The 15,471-nt window shown below is 65.3% G+C and carries 14 protein-coding genes; 10 read left to right on the forward strand and 4 right to left on the reverse strand.

The genetic code is table 11. The annotated features are described in order from the left end of the window. Nucleotides 1–84 precede the first annotated feature (84 nt). The gene (locus I6F35_RS04955) at nt 85–1,008 is read left to right on the forward strand and encodes an acetamidase/formamidase family protein (protein ID WP_225116538.1); all 924 of its coding nucleotides are present in this window, start codon (nt 85–87) and stop codon (nt 1,006–1,008) included. Between the two features lie 253 nt (nt 1,009–1,261). Here I6F35_RS04955 and I6F35_RS04960 read toward each other — a convergent pair whose 3' ends face one another. Continuing rightward, entirely contained in the window at nt 1,262–1,810 is a 549-nt protein-coding gene (locus I6F35_RS04960; RefSeq protein ID WP_130227448.1) for a cupin domain-containing protein, read from the reverse strand. A gap of 146 nt (nt 1,811–1,956) precedes the next feature. Here I6F35_RS04960 and I6F35_RS04965 point away from each other — a divergent pair, with 146 nt between their 5' ends. Together I6F35_RS04965 and I6F35_RS04970 are read left to right on the forward strand one after the other, a co-directional pair. Beyond that, nucleotides 1,957–3,285, forward strand: a complete 1,329-nt coding sequence (locus tag I6F35_RS04965; protein ID WP_225116539.1) for an aspartate aminotransferase family protein — start codon at nt 1,957–1,959, stop codon at nt 3,283–3,285. A gap of 68 nt (nt 3,286–3,353) precedes the next feature. Further along, entirely contained in the window at nt 3,354–4,619 is a 1,266-nt protein-coding gene (locus I6F35_RS04970) for a D-amino acid dehydrogenase (protein WP_225116540.1), read from the forward strand. A gap of 68 nt (nt 4,620–4,687) precedes the next feature. Here I6F35_RS04970 and I6F35_RS04975 read toward each other — a convergent pair whose 3' ends face one another. After that, nucleotides 4,688–5,323 carry a TetR/AcrR family transcriptional regulator gene (locus I6F35_RS04975; RefSeq protein ID WP_225116541.1) on the reverse strand — a complete coding sequence of 212 codons (636 nt, stop codon included), beginning with the start codon at nt 5,321–5,323 and terminating at the stop codon, nt 4,688–4,690. Nucleotides 5,324–5,479: 156 nt separating this feature from the next. On the opposite strand from I6F35_RS04975, the gene I6F35_RS04980 reads away from it, so the two are divergent. From I6F35_RS04980 to I6F35_RS04990, 3 genes are read left to right on the forward strand one after another with little or no spacing between them, the layout of a single operon-like run. Continuing rightward, a complete protein-coding gene (locus I6F35_RS04980; RefSeq protein ID WP_225116542.1) occupies nt 5,480–5,977 on the forward strand; it encodes a (2Fe-2S)-binding protein in 498 nt (165 codons plus the stop codon). Next, the gene (locus tag I6F35_RS04985; protein ID WP_225116543.1) at nt 5,974–7,026 is read left to right on the forward strand and encodes a xanthine dehydrogenase family protein subunit M; all 1,053 of its coding nucleotides are present in this window, start codon (nt 5,974–5,976) and stop codon (nt 7,024–7,026) included. Before I6F35_RS04980 ends, I6F35_RS04985 begins: the two co-directional genes overlap by 4 nt. Beyond that, nucleotides 7,023–9,290, forward strand: a complete 2,268-nt coding sequence (locus I6F35_RS04990) for a xanthine dehydrogenase family protein molybdopterin-binding subunit (protein ID WP_225116544.1) — start codon at nt 7,023–7,025, stop codon at nt 9,288–9,290. The genes I6F35_RS04985 and I6F35_RS04990 overlap by 4 nt, the downstream gene beginning before the upstream one ends. 185 nt (nt 9,291–9,475) lie before the next feature. Here I6F35_RS04990 and I6F35_RS04995 read toward each other — a convergent pair whose 3' ends face one another. Next, nucleotides 9,476–11,065, reverse strand: a complete 1,590-nt coding sequence (locus I6F35_RS04995) for a gamma-glutamyltransferase (RefSeq protein ID WP_225116545.1) — start codon at nt 11,063–11,065, stop codon at nt 9,476–9,478. Nucleotides 11,066–11,233: 168 nt separating this feature from the next. Beyond that, nucleotides 11,234–11,875 (reverse strand): HD domain-containing protein, encoded by a 642-nt coding sequence (locus I6F35_RS05000; protein WP_225116546.1) that lies wholly within the window; start codon nt 11,873–11,875, stop codon nt 11,234–11,236. A 222-nt stretch (nt 11,876–12,097) separates the two neighbouring features. Here I6F35_RS05000 and I6F35_RS05005 point away from each other — a divergent pair, with 222 nt between their 5' ends. The 4 genes from I6F35_RS05005 to fdhD all read left to right on the forward strand — a co-directional run bounded on the left by I6F35_RS05005 (nt 12,098) and on the right by fdhD (nt 15,277). Next, a complete protein-coding gene (locus I6F35_RS05005) occupies nt 12,098–13,057 on the forward strand; it encodes a GlxA family transcriptional regulator (RefSeq protein ID WP_225116547.1) in 960 nt (319 codons plus the stop codon). Nucleotides 13,058–13,238: 181 nt separating this feature from the next. Then, nucleotides 13,239–13,751, forward strand: coding sequence for a DNA starvation/stationary phase protection protein (locus I6F35_RS05010; protein WP_225116548.1), 513 nt, complete (start codon nt 13,239–13,241; stop codon nt 13,749–13,751). 43 nt (nt 13,752–13,794) lie between these two features. After that, nucleotides 13,795–14,412, forward strand: a complete 618-nt coding sequence (locus tag I6F35_RS05015) for an HdeD family acid-resistance protein (RefSeq protein ID WP_225116549.1) — start codon at nt 13,795–13,797, stop codon at nt 14,410–14,412. Between the two features lie 7 nt (nt 14,413–14,419). Beyond that, nucleotides 14,420–15,277, forward strand: coding sequence for a formate dehydrogenase accessory sulfurtransferase FdhD (gene fdhD / locus I6F35_RS05020; RefSeq protein ID WP_225116550.1), 858 nt, complete (start codon nt 14,420–14,422; stop codon nt 15,275–15,277). The last annotated feature ends 194 nt before the right edge of the window (nt 15,278–15,471 follow it).

The following is a 15,471-nucleotide window of genomic DNA, read 5'->3' on the forward strand; positions in this document are numbered from 1 at the left end:
TGATCCGGAAAAGTGGAAACCGGTTTTCCGAAAAGATCATGCTCAAACAAGAAATCCTGTAACGTCATCCAACCCGGAGTGAAGATGTCCAAGCGCATCGCCAAGGAAAACAACATCAAATACGCGCTGTCGGGCGACGAACGCTTCATCGCCAGCGTCGAGCCCGGTGAGACCTTCGTGGTGGAGTGCGCGATCAACGCCAATGATGGCACGATCCGTCATCTCGGCCAGCAACTGACCGAAAAGGACGTCACCTTTCCGTTCGTCAACGGCGCGACCGGGCCGATCGAGGTCCGTGGCGCGAAAGCCGGCGATATGCTGAAGGTCGAGATCATCAAGATGGAGCTCGACCGGCTCGGCTTCACGGCTTTGTGGCCCGGCATCGGCATGTTTCCCGACTGGGTTCGCCGCAAGGAATTCGGCATTCAGACCCGCGTGGTCGAGGTCAAGGACGGCCAGGTGCACTGGAACGAGCACCTGAAGCTGCCGATCAAGCCGATGATCGGCGTCGTCGGCGTCGCCCCGGTTCACGGCGCCGTGCTCACCGTCGACAATGGCCCGCACGGCGGCAATCTCGACGTTCAGGAAATCACCAGCGGCAACACCGTGATGTTCCGCGTCAACAAGGATGGCGCGCATCTGTTCATGGGCGACTGCCATGCGATCCAGGGCGACGGCGAATGCAATGGGATGGGCGCGATCGAGATCGCGGCGACGCTGACCGTGAGAGTATCGCTCGAGAAGGCGCCGCCGCGGCTGAACCATCCGCGGATCGAGACGCCGACACATATCGGCACGCTCGGCTGCGCCCGGCCGCTCGAAGATGCGATGCGGATCGCGTTCGAGGAGATGGTGTACTGGCTCGAGGATGACTGGAAGATCCCGTCCGCCGAAGGCTACATGCTGCTCGGCCAGATCGCCGAAGCCCGCTGCACCCAGGTGGTCAACCCGAAATACACCTACATCTGCAAGGTCGATAAGAGCCTGTTGGCCCGATATTTCGGATAAGGGGCGGCGAGGCTCGAGGCGGGCTGCGGCCGGCCTTGAGGGGGGCATCGCCAAAGTTTCGCAGGTTTGATCGAGCGCAAAGCGCCACGGCGGCAATCCGCTAGCTTTTCTTCGTCAAATACGGAGAAGAGCCATGACGATCGATACCATCCTGGTCATTATCGGCGTGACGGCGATGTTCGTGACAATCGCTGCGGCCATCGCCTGGGGCGACAAGCAGACCCGCGACCTGTGACGTGGGGCGCCTGCCACGTCAGAATGTCGGCGGGGTGCAGGCGCTGATCACCTCGCAGGGCTTGCCGCCGACGCAGCGGAAGCGATGCGGGCGGCGGCTTTCGAAATAATAGGCGTCGCCGGGATTGAGGATGCGGCGCTCGTCATCGACGGTGACCTCTAGCTTGCCGGAGACCACGATACCGCCTTCCTCGCCGTCATGCACCAGCGGCACGCGGCCGGTGTCGCTGCCGGGCTCGTAGCGCTCTTTCAGGATCTGCAGGCTGCGGCCGAACAGATTGTCGCCGACCTGGCGATAGGAGATCGGCTTCTTGCCGATCTCGGTCAGCTCGTCGGAGCGATAGAACACCTTGCGGCGGCGCTCCGGCTCGAGCGCGAAGAATTCGGCCAGCCCCATCGGAATCCCATCGAGGATGCGCTTCAGAGCCCCGACCGATGGGTTCATCTGGTTCGACTCGATCAGCGAGATCGTCGAATTGGTGACACCGGACCGCTTGGCGAGTTCGCGCTGCGACAGCTTCTGCTGCGCGCGAATGAATCGCAGCCGTCCACCGATATCGACGCTCATGGGAGAAGTCCTGTTGCAGGTGTTGCGGATCGCGCAAATATGCCGCGACCGCCCCAATGAGATCAATGGGTTGCGGTGGAGCAGAAAAGGGCTTGTTGCGCCTTTGAGAGCGTGTTCGGCTGCATCGTCAGCAGTGGAGCGACGCCGTGACCGTTCATCAGATTCCGAACACCATCAAGCTCGATTCGTTCTGGATGCCGTTCACGGCCAACCGGCAGTTCAAGGAGACGCCGCGGCTGTTCGCTTCCGCGGAGGGCATGTATTACACGAGCGTCGACGGCCGCAAGGTGATCGACGGTTCGGCCGGGCTCTGGTGCGTCAATGCCGGCCACGGCCGCAAGCAGATCGCCGCAGCGGTCGAGCGGCAATTGCTGACGCTGGATTTCGCGCCGTCGTTCCAGATGGGCCATCCGATCGCGTTCGATTTTGCGGAAAGGCTTGCCGCGCTCGCGCCTGCCGGGCTCGACCGCGTCTTCTTCACCAATTCGGGATCGGAATCGGTCGACACCGCGTTGAAGATCGCGCTCGCCTATCATCGTGCCGCCGGCCAGCCGACCCGCACCCGCCTGATCGGCCGCGAGCGCGGCTATCACGGCGTCGGCTTTGGCGGCATGTCGGTCGGCGGCATGGTGGCCAATCGGCGCGCGTTTGCGACCCATCTGCCCGGTGTCGACCACATTCGTCACACTTATGATCTTGCCCGCAACGCGTTTTCGAAGGACCAGCCGGAGCATGGCGCCGAACTCGCGGACGACATCGAGCGGCTGGTGGCGCTGCATGGCGCCGAGACCATCGCCGCCGTCATCGTCGAGCCGGTTCCGGGCTCGACCGCCGTACTGCCGCCGCCAAAGGGCTACCTTCAGCGGCTGCGCGAATTGTGCGACAAGCACGGCATCCTCCTGATTTTCGACGAGGTCATCACCGGTTTCGGCCGGCTCGGTACGCCGTTCGCTTCGCAATTCTTCGGCGTGACGCCCGATCTGATGACGACCGCCAAGGGCATCACCAACGGCACCGTTCCCTGCGGCGCGGTGTTCGCGAGCCGCAAGATTTACGACGGTCTGATGACCGGGCCGGAAAGCCAGATCGAGCTGTTCCACGGCTACACCTATTCGGCGCATCCGGTGGCCTGCGCCGCCGGCCTTGCGACGCTCGACATCTACAAGGACGAGGGCTTGCTGACGCGCGGCGCTTCGATCGCCGAGTACTGGCGCGATGCGCTGCATCAGCTCAAGGGTCTTCCGAATGTGATCGACATCCGCAATGTCGGCCTGATGGGCGCGGTCGAAGTCGCACCGCGCAAGGACGCGGTCGGCGCCCGCGGCTATGACCTCATGGTCGATTGCTTCAATCGCGGCCTCTACCTTCGCCAGAGCGGCGACTCCCTTGCGATGTCGCCGCCCTTGATCGTCGAGCGCAGCCATATCGACGAGATGATGTCGATCCTCGGCGACGCCATCGAACGAGTGGCGTAAGCCTTGCTCCAGCCGTTTCGGAGATTATTTGCAGCGGCAAGTAACGCCGCGGCGGGAGCCTGAAAAGCGTGAAAGTCATCATTCTCGGCAGCGGCGTCATCGGCGTCACGTCGGCCTATTATCTCGCGCGCGCCGGCCACGAAGTGACTGTTGTCGACCGGCAGCCGAAGCCGGCGCTAGAAACGTCGTTTGCCAATGCCGGCGAGGTTTCGCCGGGCTACTCCTCGCCCTGGGCCGGCCCCGGCGTGCCGATCAAGGCCATCAAGTGGCTGCTGATGAAGCACGGTCCGCTGGTGGTTCGTCCGAAGCCTGATCCCGCGATGTGGATCTGGCTGTTGAAGATGCTGCGCAACTGCACCGCCGAGCGCTATGCGGTCAACAAGAGCCGGATGATCCCGATCGCGGAATATAGCCGCGACTGCCTGCGGGCGCTGCGTGGCGAGATCGGCATCCGCTATGACGAGCGTTCCCGCGGCACACTGCAATTGTTTCGCTACGCCTCCCAGCTCGATCACACCGCCGACGATATCGCGGTGCTCAAGCAATATGGCGTTCCGTTCGAGGTGCTCGATCGCGAGGGCTGTATTGCCGTCGAGCCGGCGCTGGCCGGGGTGAAGGACAAGATCGCCGGAGGGCTGCGGCTGCCGCAGGACGAGACCGGCGATTGCCACATGTTCACGCAGGCGCTGGCGCTCGAAGCCGAAAAGCTCGGCGTGCGCTTCGAGTTCAACGTCGCGATCGACGGATTGATCGCCGACGCCTCGCGCATCACCGGCGTCGCCACCAGCAACGGCGTGCTGCAGGCCGACACTTATGTCGTCGCGCTCGGAAGCTGGTCGCCGCGGCTGGTGAAGCCGCTCGGCATTTCGCTGCCGGTCTATCCGGTGAAGGGTTATTCGATCACGGTGCCGATCGTGGATGCCAGCGGTGCGCCGGAATCCACCGTCATGGACGAAAGCTACAAGGTCGCGATCACGCGGCTCGGCGACCGTATCCGGGTCGGTGGCACCGCGGAGATTTCGGGCTATTCCGACAAGCTTTATGCGGCGCGTCGCGCGACGCTCGATCATTCGCTGACGGATCTGTTTCCGCGCGGCGGCGATCTGGCGAAGGCGACGTTCTGGAGCGGCTTGCGGCCGATGACGCCGGACGGACCGCCGGTGATCGGCGCCACGCGATACCGCAATCTTCATCTCAACACCGGCCACGGCACGCTCGGCTGGACCATGGCCTGTGGCTCGGGCAGGGTGCTTGCGGACCTGCTGTCCGGACGCAAGCCGGAGATCGACGTCAGCGAGCTGTCGATCGCGCGCTACGATCACCGGTTCGGGTGATTTCCCTGCGTCATTGCGAGGAGCGTTAGCGACGAAGCAATCCATGCCTCCGCTTGCGGTGTGCGCGGTCAGCGCTTGCGCTTCGCGGTTTTCTTCACAGGCTTCGGCACTGCTGTCTTCCCCGCCGGCCGCACGCGCAGCCCGTCGATGAACACATCCAATAGCCGCAGCACGGTCGATTGCCAGCCGGCCTGGTCGTGCATGTAGCACAGGCCGATCAGCGCGCGCAGGACGTCCTCGGCGCTGATATCGGCGCGGATCTCGCCGGCCGCGACCGCACGCGCCAGCAGTGTGCCGATCGCCCGGGTCAGGCGCTCCAGCGAATAGGCGTGAAGCTCGGGCGAGCCGTGGGCCACCAGCGCCAGCGCGGCCGCCATGCCCTTCTTGGTGGCGACGAATTCGACATTGGCGTGCAGCCAATGCCGCAGCGCTTCGACCGGATCGGCCTCATCGTTCAACTGTTCCACGAGATCGCCGAGCTGATCCACCTCTCGCCGATACACCGCTTCGTACAACGCTTCGCGAGTGGGGAAGTGGCGGTAGAGCGTTCCGATGCCGACGCCGGCGTGCCGCGCCACGGCCTCCAGGCTGGCTTCGGAACCACCGGCGCTGAACACAGCCTTTGCCGCCTCCAACACGCGCTCGCGATTGCGCACAGCATCGGCGCGTGGCTTGCGAACTAGTCCTGTGAACTGACTGGCCATCAGATTTCTGTTTATCCCTCCCCTTGTAAAACGGAGGACGCCTCCGTATATGCGACGAGTACCCCGGCCTGCAAAGGTCCGCCGATCGACATTGGCGGACGCCGGCGGCGCGTTACCTCTGTAACAATTTCATCATAGCACTGATCGGAGCCCTGCATGAATTTCTCCATCAGCCTCACCGTGAACGGTGTGCGGCGGGAGATCGAGCTCGACGACCCCCGCGTCACCCTGCTCGATCTGTTGCGCGAGCGTCTTGATCTGACCGGCACCAAGAAGGGGTGCGACCGCGGCCAATGCGGTGCCTGCACCGTCCTCATCGAGGGGCGGCGGATCAATTCCTGCCTCACCCTGGCGGTGAGCCAGGACGGCGCCGACATCCTGACTATCGAAGGCATTGCACGCGGCGACCAGCTCCATCCGGTGCAGGCCGCCTTCATTGCGCATGACGGCTTTCAGTGCGGCTTCTGCACACCCGGGCAGGTCATGAGCGCGATCGGCCTGATCACCGAGGGCCAGGCCGGCGATGATCCCGAGCGCGTGCGCGAAGGCATGAGCGGCAATCTCTGCCGCTGCGGCGCCTATGCCGGGATCACCGAAGCCGTGCTCGAAGCCCAGAAAACTCTCGCGAATTCCGACCAGAGGCGTTCCGCATGATGAACTTCGATTACGTCAGGCCTGCAACCGTCGCCGAGGCGGTCGCGGCCGCATCCGAGAAGGGCGCGACCTATCTTGCTTCCGGCACCAACCTGCTCGATCTCATGAAGGGCGGCGTCTGCCACCCGCGGCGCCTGGTCGACGTCACGCGTCTGCCGGGGCTCGACCGCGTCGAATATCTTGCCGACGGCGGCGTCCGGATCGGCGCGCTGGTCCGCAATGCCGACCTTGCGCATGACGCCGAGTTTGCGCGGGCCTTCCCGTCCGTGGCCGAGGCGCTGCTGTCGGGCGCTTCGGCGCAGCTTCGCAATGCGGCGACTGTCGGCGGCAACGTGCTGCAGCGGACGCGGTGCGCCTATTTCTACGACGCGCCCAGCGCCTGCAACAAGCGCTGGCCTGGCGCCGGCTGCGATGCGCGCCATGGCGAGAACCGCCTGCATGCAGTGCTCGGCTGGAGCGAGGCCTGCATCGCCACCCATCCTTCGGATTTCTGCGTGCCGCTGGTTGCGCTCGACGCGGTGGTGGAGATCGAGGGCAGGAATGGACGGCGCGAGGTCGCGCTCGAGGCGCTGCATCGCCTGCCCGGCGACACGCCCGAGCGCGAGACCTCGCTCGAGCGCGGCGATCTGATCGTCGCGCTGCGGCTGCCGGCCGAGGCGCGCGGCTTCGCCGCCCATGCACGCTATATCAAGGTGCGCGAGCGCACCTCTTATGCGTTCGCGGTCGTGTCGGCCGCCGCAAGCCTGCGGATCGAGCAAGGCACGATCCGCGAGGCGCGGCTCGCGCTTGGCGGCGTCGCGGCGAAGCCATGGCGGGCGCGGGCGGCGGAACAGGTTCTCGCCGGCGTCGCCCCTGACGTGGCGGGTTTCCGCACAGCGGCCCGCATTGCGCTTGCCGACGCAAAACCGTCCGGCGACAACGCGTTCAAGATCGAGCTTGCCCAGCGCATCGTGGTGCGCGCCTTGACGCTCGCCACCGCAGGCACGCCGGAGCGCGTTCCCGCGCTTCCAGCCTCTCCGTTCTCATCCGTTTCAGGGAGCGCAGCATGACACCTGAGATCAACCTCACCCGCGACCCCGCCCATCTCAGGCATGGCTCGAATATCGGCCAGCCGCTGACCCGCCGCGACGGCATCCTGAAGGTCAAGGGCCAGGCCAGATATGCCGCCGACAACCACCCATCCGGAATGCTCTATGCGGTGATCGCTGTCAGCACGATCGCGCGCGGCCGCGTGACCTTCCTCGACATCGATGCGGCCAAGCGGCATCCCGGCGTCGTCGACGTCATGACGCCCGCGCACAAGCCGCCGCTCGCGGAAGATCCGGACGGAAAGCCCAATCCGTTCGCGTTCAAGATGGAGCTCTTGCAGAACGACGAGGTGCGGTACGCCAACCAGGCGATCGCGGTCGTGATCGCCGAGACGCTGGAAGCGGCGACCGAAGGCGCGGCATTGCTGTCGCCGCAATACGAGGCCGCGCCGGCGCGGGTCGGCCTCGATGGCGCCGAAAGCTATGTGCCGCCGGTGGTCGGTCTCGCCAATCCGGCCGAAGTCCGCCATGGCGATGTCGATGCCGCGCTCGCCGACGCATCGAACCGCATCGAGGCGACGTACGAAACGCCGGCGCAGTACCACAATGCGATGGAGCCGCACGCGATCGTCGCAGCCTGGGACGGCGACAAGCTCTCGATCGATACGCCGAGCCAGGGCATGGCGATCGCGCAGATGCGGCTTGGCGGACTGTTCGGCATTCCGCCGGGCAATATCCATATCCGCAGCCCGTTCCTCGGCGGCGGCTTCGGCTCCAAGGGACTCGTCTCCGGGCCGCAAGTCCTGGGCATCATGGCCGCAAAGCTGGTCGGCCGTCCGGTCAAGCTCGTGCTGCGCCGTCACCAGATGTATGGCCCGGTCGGCCATCGTCCGCCGACTCGGCAGACGCTGCGCATCGGCGCCGACGGCGAGGGACGGCTGACCGCGATCGATCATCACGCCAAGGTCACGACCAGCACCTTCGATGATTTCTACGAGCCCGCCGCCGACGCCTCGCACACGCTCTATGCGAGCCCGGCGATCAAGACCTCGCATGAAGCGGTGCGCATCGATACCGGCACGCCGCTGTTCATGCGCGCGCCGGGAGAGGCGACCGGCTCGATCGCGCTCGAAAGCGCCATCGACGAGATCGCCGCGGCGTGTGGCATGGACCCGATCGATTTCCGTCTCAAGAACTACGCCGAGGTGGAGCCGATCTCCGGCAAGCCGTTTTCCTCGAAGGCGCTGCGGCAGTGTTATGCCAAAGGCGCCGAACGCTTCGGCTGGGCGGGGCGTCCGCTCGCGCCGCGGCAGATGCGTGACGATGCCGGCTTCCTGGTCGGCTGGGGCATGGGCACGGCGACCTTTCCGGCGCTGATGTTCCAGGCGCAGGCGCGCGCGGTGATCCGCAGCGACGGTTCGGGCGTGATGGAGAGCGGCGCGCACGACATGGGGCAGGGCGCCTGGACCGCGCTGGCCCAGATCGCGGCCGACGGACTTGGGCTCGGCATCGACCAGGTCGAGTTCAGGTCGGGTACGTCGGATCTGCCGGACGCCGGCATCGCCGGCGGTTCGGCACATACCGCGACCGCCGGCGCTGCGATCCACAATGCCGGCGCGGCCGTGATCGCAAAGCTCGCCGATCTCGCCACCAATGACGAGCGCTCGCCGCTGTTCGGCGCCGGCAATGCCGGCGTGATCGCACGCGAGGGCCGGCTGTTCCGCCGCGACGATGAAGCGCGCAGCGAGAGCTATGCCGATATCCTCAAACGTGCCGGCGTCGCCGAGATCGAAGCCAGCGGCGGCGGTGCGGCCGATCCGGCGGCGCAGTCGAACTACGCCATGCATGCGCATGGCGCTGTTTTCGCGGAGGTAAAGGTCGATCCCGAACTCGGGCAGATTCGCGTCACGCGACTGGTCGGCGCCTTTGCCGCGGGCCGCATCATCAATCCGCTGATGGTGCAGAGCCAGCTCTTTGGCGGCATGATCTGGGGCGTATCGTTCGCGCTGCACGAGGAAGCTGTGATGGATCACCGCTCCGGTCGGATCGTGAATGCGAACCTCGCCGAGTACCATATCCCTGTGAATGCCGACGTGCCGTCGCTCGATGTGCTGACAGTCGACGAGCACGATCCGCACGTGAACGTGCTCGGCATCAAGGGCGTCGGCGAGATCGGCGTCACCGGCAGTGCGGGTGCGGTCGCCAATGCGGTCTGGCACGCCACCGGCGTTCGCGTGCGCCGCTTCCCGATCCGGATCGATGATCTCCTGATGCGGCTGGAGTAAGTCGCTGCGCTGCGCACAAACCGACCGCCCTTTTCAAGGGGAGGTGATACGTCGCCGCTTACGCCCCTGCGCTCCTTCCCCTTGAAAGTGGAAGGTTGGGATGGGGTCTGCCGCGAGACGCACCGCCCGAAGCGGACAGAACCGTCAACGCGGACGTGGAGGGAGGGCGCTTGCGCTCGAGCCCATCAATCTTCCGCCACCGCTTCGCTCCAGGCGTGGAACGGCTCGGTGGCGCCGCTGTTGGTGGCGCCGTCGCGCAATACGAGGCTCGGGCAGGCGAATTTCAGCGGGATCGTCTGTATGCGCGCTTCCTCATAGTCGAACCGTGCGCGCAGCGCCTCGCGCGCCGCCGCCGGCAGCCGCACGTCGCCGATCACGATCGGGCCTTCGCTGGCGTCGATCCTGGGCTGGTGGATCGCCGCATCGAGATCCATGCCGTAATCCATCACGAAGGAGAGAAGCTGTGTTACTGCGGGCAGGATCCGCCGGCCGCCGGAGGCGCCGACGGCGAGGCGGCGGCCGTCGGCGGCCTGCGCCACGACCGGCGTGTAGTTGGTCAGGCAGCGCTTGCCCGGCGCCAGCGAGTTCGGCGTGCCCGGAGTCGGATCGAACCACATGATGCCGTTGTTCATGGTGATGCCGGTCTGCGGCGTCACGAATTTCGAGCCGAAGGTCGACAGCAGCGTCTGCGTCACCGCCGCCATGTTGCCGCCGCGGTCGACGACGGAGAAATGCGTGGTGCAGGCGGGTGCCACCGCTTCGGCGCCGAGCGAGCGGCGGCCGTCGGCATCGCCCATGCCTTGCAGCCGTTCGCGATAGGCGGTCTGCAGCGCCTGCGCGTAAGCCGTGTAGGCGGCGGCATCAGGGGCGCGTGATGGCTGCACGCTTTGCTGCAGCAGGCGCAGCGTGTGCGCGAGCGTCGGCCCGGCGGTCAGTTCGGGCGTCGCATAGACGTAACCGCCGCGATAGGGGATGCGCAGCGGCGCGCGGACATGGGCGCGGAACGCGGCCAGATCCTCGACCGAGAGCGCGCCGCCGCTCTCGCGGATATCGGCGGCGATGCTGCGCGCCAGGCCGCCCTCATAGAAGTCGCGCGGTCCTTCCGCGGCAAGCTGCGCCATGGTTGCCTTCAACCGGTCCTGCGGCAGCCGCACCACCGACTTGATGCCCCATTGCGCACTCGGCGGCAGGCCGTCGTGCAGATAGGCGGCTGCACTCGCCGGATAGCGGCGGAGATCGGCGGCCGAACTCGCGATCGTCAGCGTGGTCCACCAGTCGACCAGCAGGCCTTCGCCGGCGAGATCGACGCTCGGCTTGAGCAAGTCCTTCCACGGCAGTCTGGCATGGCGGCGATGCGCCTCCTCCATGCCCGCCACCACGCCGGGCACCGCGATCGAGCCGGGGCCATGGAGGTTGCGGTCGTCCTTCACCCGCGCCCAGGGAAAGAGATCGGAAGCGGTGCCGTCGCCGGTCAGCGGATAGTCCTCGACGCGAAGGCTGTTCGGCGCACGCATGCCGTAGTCGATCACCTCATAGCGGTTTTCGCGGGCCCGGTAGAGCACCATGGCGCCGCCGCCGCCGATGCCGCTCATCCAGGGCTCCACCACGCCGAGCGCAAAGGTGGTTGCGACCACGGCATCGACGCAATCGCCACCCGCCGCCAGCACGGCCGCGCCGACCTCGGCGGCTCTTCGCGACTGCGAAGCGACGATGCCGCCGTTGGAGATGACGGCCGGTTTGCGGATTTGCTGGGTGTTGGAGAACTGGTCGGACATTGCGTTCTTCAGGCCTTCTCGGAGGGAAAGGATCGAGGACGCCTAGCATGCCGGGCACCGCGCGGTAAGGCAACCAGCCGTCAGATCGGAGGTTCAGGCCGAATCCGCATAGGTGTGAAAGTGTCCGTCCCTCTTGCTTCGATCGGTCCGCATCGAGGGATGCCTTCGTCATTCCGGCCATTTCGAGTGGAGGATGATGTCGCAGAAATTGATCCGGTGGTAACTCGGATCGCGCAGCGCCAGCACGTCCGCCTTGACATTGCCGAAGGTCGTCTCCGGCTTCTTGATCGTCCCGGCAGCAAACGCGTCGATGATGCCGTTCTTGAAGTCGTGGCCGCGCGGATGATGGGCGCAGATCTCATGGCGCTGCGTCGCGGTGAAGGAATCATATTCGAGCCCCAGCACGTCCATCTCGACGCCGGCCGTCACCAGTGCGACCACCGGGCGCTTGTGCTTCGGGATGCCCGGCGTGGTGTGCAGCGCGATCGCGTCCCAGACATCCTCGATGTCGCGCTCGTTGATGCGATGGGCGCGGAGAAAGCTCGCGGCGGCATTGGCGCCATCAACCTCGAAACGCTCATGCGCGCTGGCATAGGGCGGCTGCAAGCCCATGTCGTGGAACATCGCGCCGACGTAAAGCAGTTCGGGGTCGAACTTCAGGTTGTTACGCTGGCCGGTCAGCGCGCCGAACAGGAAGACGCGGTTGGAATGGTGATAGAGCAGTTCGGATTCGGTGTCGCGAACCAGTTCGTCGACCTCTCGCGCCAGCTTGCTGTCGGGAACGGTGATACCGGCAATGATCTTGGTCATGATATGATGTCCTTGCGGTCTCGTTGAGTTGCCTGCCGATTTATTTGCGCCTCGCGCTGGCGCGAGCAACGGCGTCGATCCCTGTGAAACTGTCAAAACACCACGCTTTTCTGCCGGTGGCGTTCGTGCGAGAAACTGCCGGCTGAAACGCATGGTTCGCTGTCACGAATCCATGCATAGTCATCGCGCATATCGCACGCGCGGGAACTGGATTGTTGGTCGATGAAGTCGGTCGCTCTGGCGATCTTTCCGGGTGTGCAGGGCCTTGACGTTGCAGGCCCGCTCGACGTGTTCGCCGAGACAAACGCGTTCGTCGGAACCGATCGCGGCTACGTCCTCACGCTGATCGGCGCCGAACGGCAGCCGTACCGGGCGTCAAACGGGATGTCGATCACGCCGGAGATGACATTTGCCGATCCAGCCCAGGCATTCGATCTGGCGCTGGTCGCCGGCGGACCGGAGCTTCCGACCGCGCCGCCGGATCGGCGGCTTGTCGACTGGCTCGGCGAGAGCGCCTCGCGCTGCCCGCAATATGGCTCGATCTGCACCGGTGCGTTCGCACTCGGCCATGCCGGTCTGATCGACGGCAAGACGGTAACGACACATTGGCAGAATGCCCAGAGTCTCGCCCGGCAATTCCCGAAGGCGAAGGTCGAATTCGATCGCATCTATCTCCGCGACGGGCCGCTGTTGACATCAGCAGGCGTCACCGCAGGAATCGATCTCGCGCTGGCGATCGTGCAGGAGGATCACGGGCCTGAAGTCGCGCTCGCGGTCGCCAAGCGGCTCGTCGTCGTCGCGCAGCGCCAGGGCGGGCAATCCCAGTTCAGTCCCTATCTCGTACCGCCGGCCGAGAAGGATTCGCCGATCGCGCGCGTCCACGCCCATGTGATGGCGCATTTGCGCGAGCCGAACAGTGTCGATGTGCTGGCGCAGGTGGCCGGAATGAGCCCGCGCAGTTTTGCGCGCGCGTTCAAGCGCGAGACTAATGTGACGCCGGCCGAGTTCGTCGAAAGCGCGCGTGTCGATGTCGCACGCAACCGCCTCGAAGGTTCTGACCTCCCGCTGAAAGTGGTCGCGCATGACAGCGGCTTTGGCAGCGCCGAGCATATGCGCGTCGTGTTCGTCAAGCGCCTCGGGATCACGCCGAGCCAATACCGCGCAAGTTTTCGGAAAGTCTGACGCGACGATGGGCGTGGGTTCGCAGCCGATGTGGCGGCAAAGCGTCCGGTCGGTGAAATCCGTGCGAATCCGAAAGAGTCCGCAGGCTCTGGAAAGATACGTCCCACGATACACGCTATCGCAACGGTCAAGGACGGCCCGGAAAGGCTGAGGCCGCCGACCAAGAACAAGGATGGCACGAATGCTCAAGTCTTCTCACGTACGCGCCGAACTGCAGAGCCCGACCGACCTGAAGGCCGAAGCGACGCGCGATATCTCAGCAGCGCTCAGCGGCCTGCTGGCCGACGTGTTCGCGCTCTATCTCAAGACCAAGAACTTCCATTGGCATATGTCGGGTCGCCACTTCCGCGATTACCATCTTCTGCTCGACGAGCAATCCGACCAGATCTTCGCGATGACCGACCCGATCGCCGAACGCGCGCGCAAGATCGGCGGCACCACGATCCGCTCGATCGGCCAGATCTCGCGCCAGCAGCGCATCCTTGACAACGACGCCGACTATGTCGATCCGCAGGACATGCTTGCCGAACTGGGCAGCGACAACCAGCAGCTCACGCGGGAGATGCGCCAGGTTCACAATGTCTGTGATGAGTATGGCGACGTCGCCACCGCGAGCCTGCTGGAAAACTGGATCGACGAGACCGAGCGCCGGACCTGGTTTCTCTACGAAGCGACGCGGAACAGGAACTCCTGAGCTGAACCGCACGATTGCAACCGATGCCCGAGGAGGCTGACCGATGACCGACGCAGCGAACATCAGACCAAGTCTGGGCCGTGCCATTCATGCCATCAGCGGGAAATGGGGTTGGTTCGTTGCGCTCGGTATCGCCGATCTCATCCTCGGGGGCATCGCCTCGACGAACCTGTTCGCGGCCAATCTGGTGTCGGTGCTGTTCATCGGGGCGGCGGTTCTCGCCGCAGGCATCCTGCAGATCGTGCATGCCTTCATGGCGGGGAACATCCGCGGCTTCCTGTTCTGGCTGCTCGGCGGCCTGATCTACGGCGCGGCCGGCGCCATCATCCTCTACGATCCGATCCTGGCTTCGCTCTCGCTGTCGCTCGCCGCCGGCATCTTCTTCGTGCTGGCGGGTATCTTCCGGACCTGGGCCGGCTTTCACACCAGGCCCGCGGCGGGCTGGCCCTGGATCGTCGTCGCCGGCATTCTCACGATCTGCGTCGGCGCCATCGTGATCGCGGCCTGGCCCGGCATCAGCCTGTGGTTCCTGGGCGCGATGCTGGTCGTCGATCTCATCTTCCAGGGCTGGGGCTTCATCGCCTTCGGATTTGCGCTGAAGGCGCGCGCCTCGCGGCACCCAGCACAGCCCGCGGTCAATCCAACACCGAATCCGAGCTGAGGTCGTCATGGCTGCCGATGGTGCGTTCAGCGAACGGGCCGGCGTGAACTGGCGTGCCGGCCGCGCGAGCTCCTCCTCGCGCGCAGTGGCGGAGGAGACCGCCATCGCGCTGACCTTCGACGGATCGACCTATGCCGTGATGATGGCGACGCCCGCCGATCTGAAGGATTTTGGCGTCGGCTTCGCCGTCACGGAAAGCATCGTTGCTCGCGCCGACGAGATCAGGAGCCTTGATCTGATCGAGACCGATCTCGGCATTGAGGTGCGGATCTGGCTTGTAGAAAACCGGACCAAGGCCCTGTTCGCCCGACGCCGCGCCAACGTTGGCCCGGTCGGCTGCGGGCTTTGCGGCATCGAGAGCCTGGTGCAGGCGAGGCGCGCCGTTCCCAGGGTGAAGAAGGGCGCGACGTTCGATGCGTGCGATCTGCTCGAGGCCATGCGGTCACTTCCCTCGCTGCAGGATCTCAACCGGAAAACCCGCGCCGTGCATGCGGCGGCCTTCTGGCAGGCCGATGGCGGCATCGGCCCGGTACGCGAGGATGTCGGCCGCCACAATGCGCTCGACAAGCTCGCCGGCGCGCTGATCCGCCACAACAGGTCGGTCGCAAATGGCGCCGTTCTGCTCACGAGCCGCATCTCGGTCGAGATGGTGCAGAAGACGGCCATGATCGGCGCGCCCGTCATCGTCGCCGTTTCCGCACCGACCACGCTGGCAATCAAGACCGCGGATGAAGCGGGCATCACCTTGATCGCCGTTGCGCGCGACGACGGCTACGAGGTGTTCACGCATCCCGATCGCATCGTCTTCGCACAGGGGATGCTGCGGCGCCCTATTGAGACGGATGATGGCGTTGCTGCGGTGTGAACGCCTCGGCGCTATTGGTCCAGGCAGGCAATATCAGACGTAGCGGAGTTGCGGCGTTTGCGCCGACGCTTCCGCCCGGTTTGCGCGCGATCTCCTGCGCCGGCGCTCCGTGGTGCTTGCGCGACGACGGCAATTTCACGAAGATTGCGGCTGCGCAGGCGTGTCATGCAATTCCGTAAAAGACGTTCGTTTCA

The organism is Bradyrhizobium sp. BRP22 (assembly GCF_020194175.1).
Classification (GTDB): Bacteria; Pseudomonadota; Alphaproteobacteria; order Rhizobiales; family Xanthobacteraceae; genus Bradyrhizobium.

What these genes read in the sequence shown, in the direction of transcription:
- I6F35_RS04960 (WP_130227448.1), bottom strand. Translation starts at nt 1,810, where the DNA reads ATGAGCGTCGATATCGGTGGACGGCTGCGATTCATTCGCGCGCAGCAG.
- I6F35_RS04990 (WP_225116544.1), top strand. Translation starts at nt 7,023, where the DNA reads ATGACACCTGAGATCAACCTCACCCGCGACCCCGCCCATCTCAGGCAT.
- I6F35_RS04975 (WP_225116541.1), bottom strand. Translation starts at nt 5,323, where the DNA reads ATGGCCAGTCAGTTCACAGGACTAGTTCGCAAGCCACGCGCCGATGCT.
- I6F35_RS05000 (WP_225116546.1), bottom strand. Translation starts at nt 11,875, where the DNA reads ATGACCAAGATCATTGCCGGTATCACCGTTCCCGACAGCAAGCTGGCG.
- I6F35_RS04985 (WP_225116543.1), top strand. Translation starts at nt 5,974, where the DNA reads ATGATGAACTTCGATTACGTCAGGCCTGCAACCGTCGCCGAGGCGGTC.
- I6F35_RS05015 (WP_225116549.1), top strand. Translation starts at nt 13,795, where the DNA reads ATGACCGACGCAGCGAACATCAGACCAAGTCTGGGCCGTGCCATTCAT.
- I6F35_RS04955 (WP_225116538.1), top strand. Translation starts at nt 85, where the DNA reads ATGTCCAAGCGCATCGCCAAGGAAAACAACATCAAATACGCGCTGTCG.
- fdhD (WP_225116550.1), top strand. Translation starts at nt 14,420, where the DNA reads ATGGCTGCCGATGGTGCGTTCAGCGAACGGGCCGGCGTGAACTGGCGT.
- I6F35_RS04995 (WP_225116545.1), bottom strand. Translation starts at nt 11,065, where the DNA reads ATGTCCGACCAGTTCTCCAACACCCAGCAAATCCGCAAACCGGCCGTC.
- I6F35_RS05005 (WP_225116547.1), top strand. Translation starts at nt 12,098, where the DNA reads ATGAAGTCGGTCGCTCTGGCGATCTTTCCGGGTGTGCAGGGCCTTGAC.
- I6F35_RS04980 (WP_225116542.1), top strand. Translation starts at nt 5,480, where the DNA reads ATGAATTTCTCCATCAGCCTCACCGTGAACGGTGTGCGGCGGGAGATC.
- I6F35_RS05010 (WP_225116548.1), top strand. Translation starts at nt 13,239, where the DNA reads ATGCTCAAGTCTTCTCACGTACGCGCCGAACTGCAGAGCCCGACCGAC.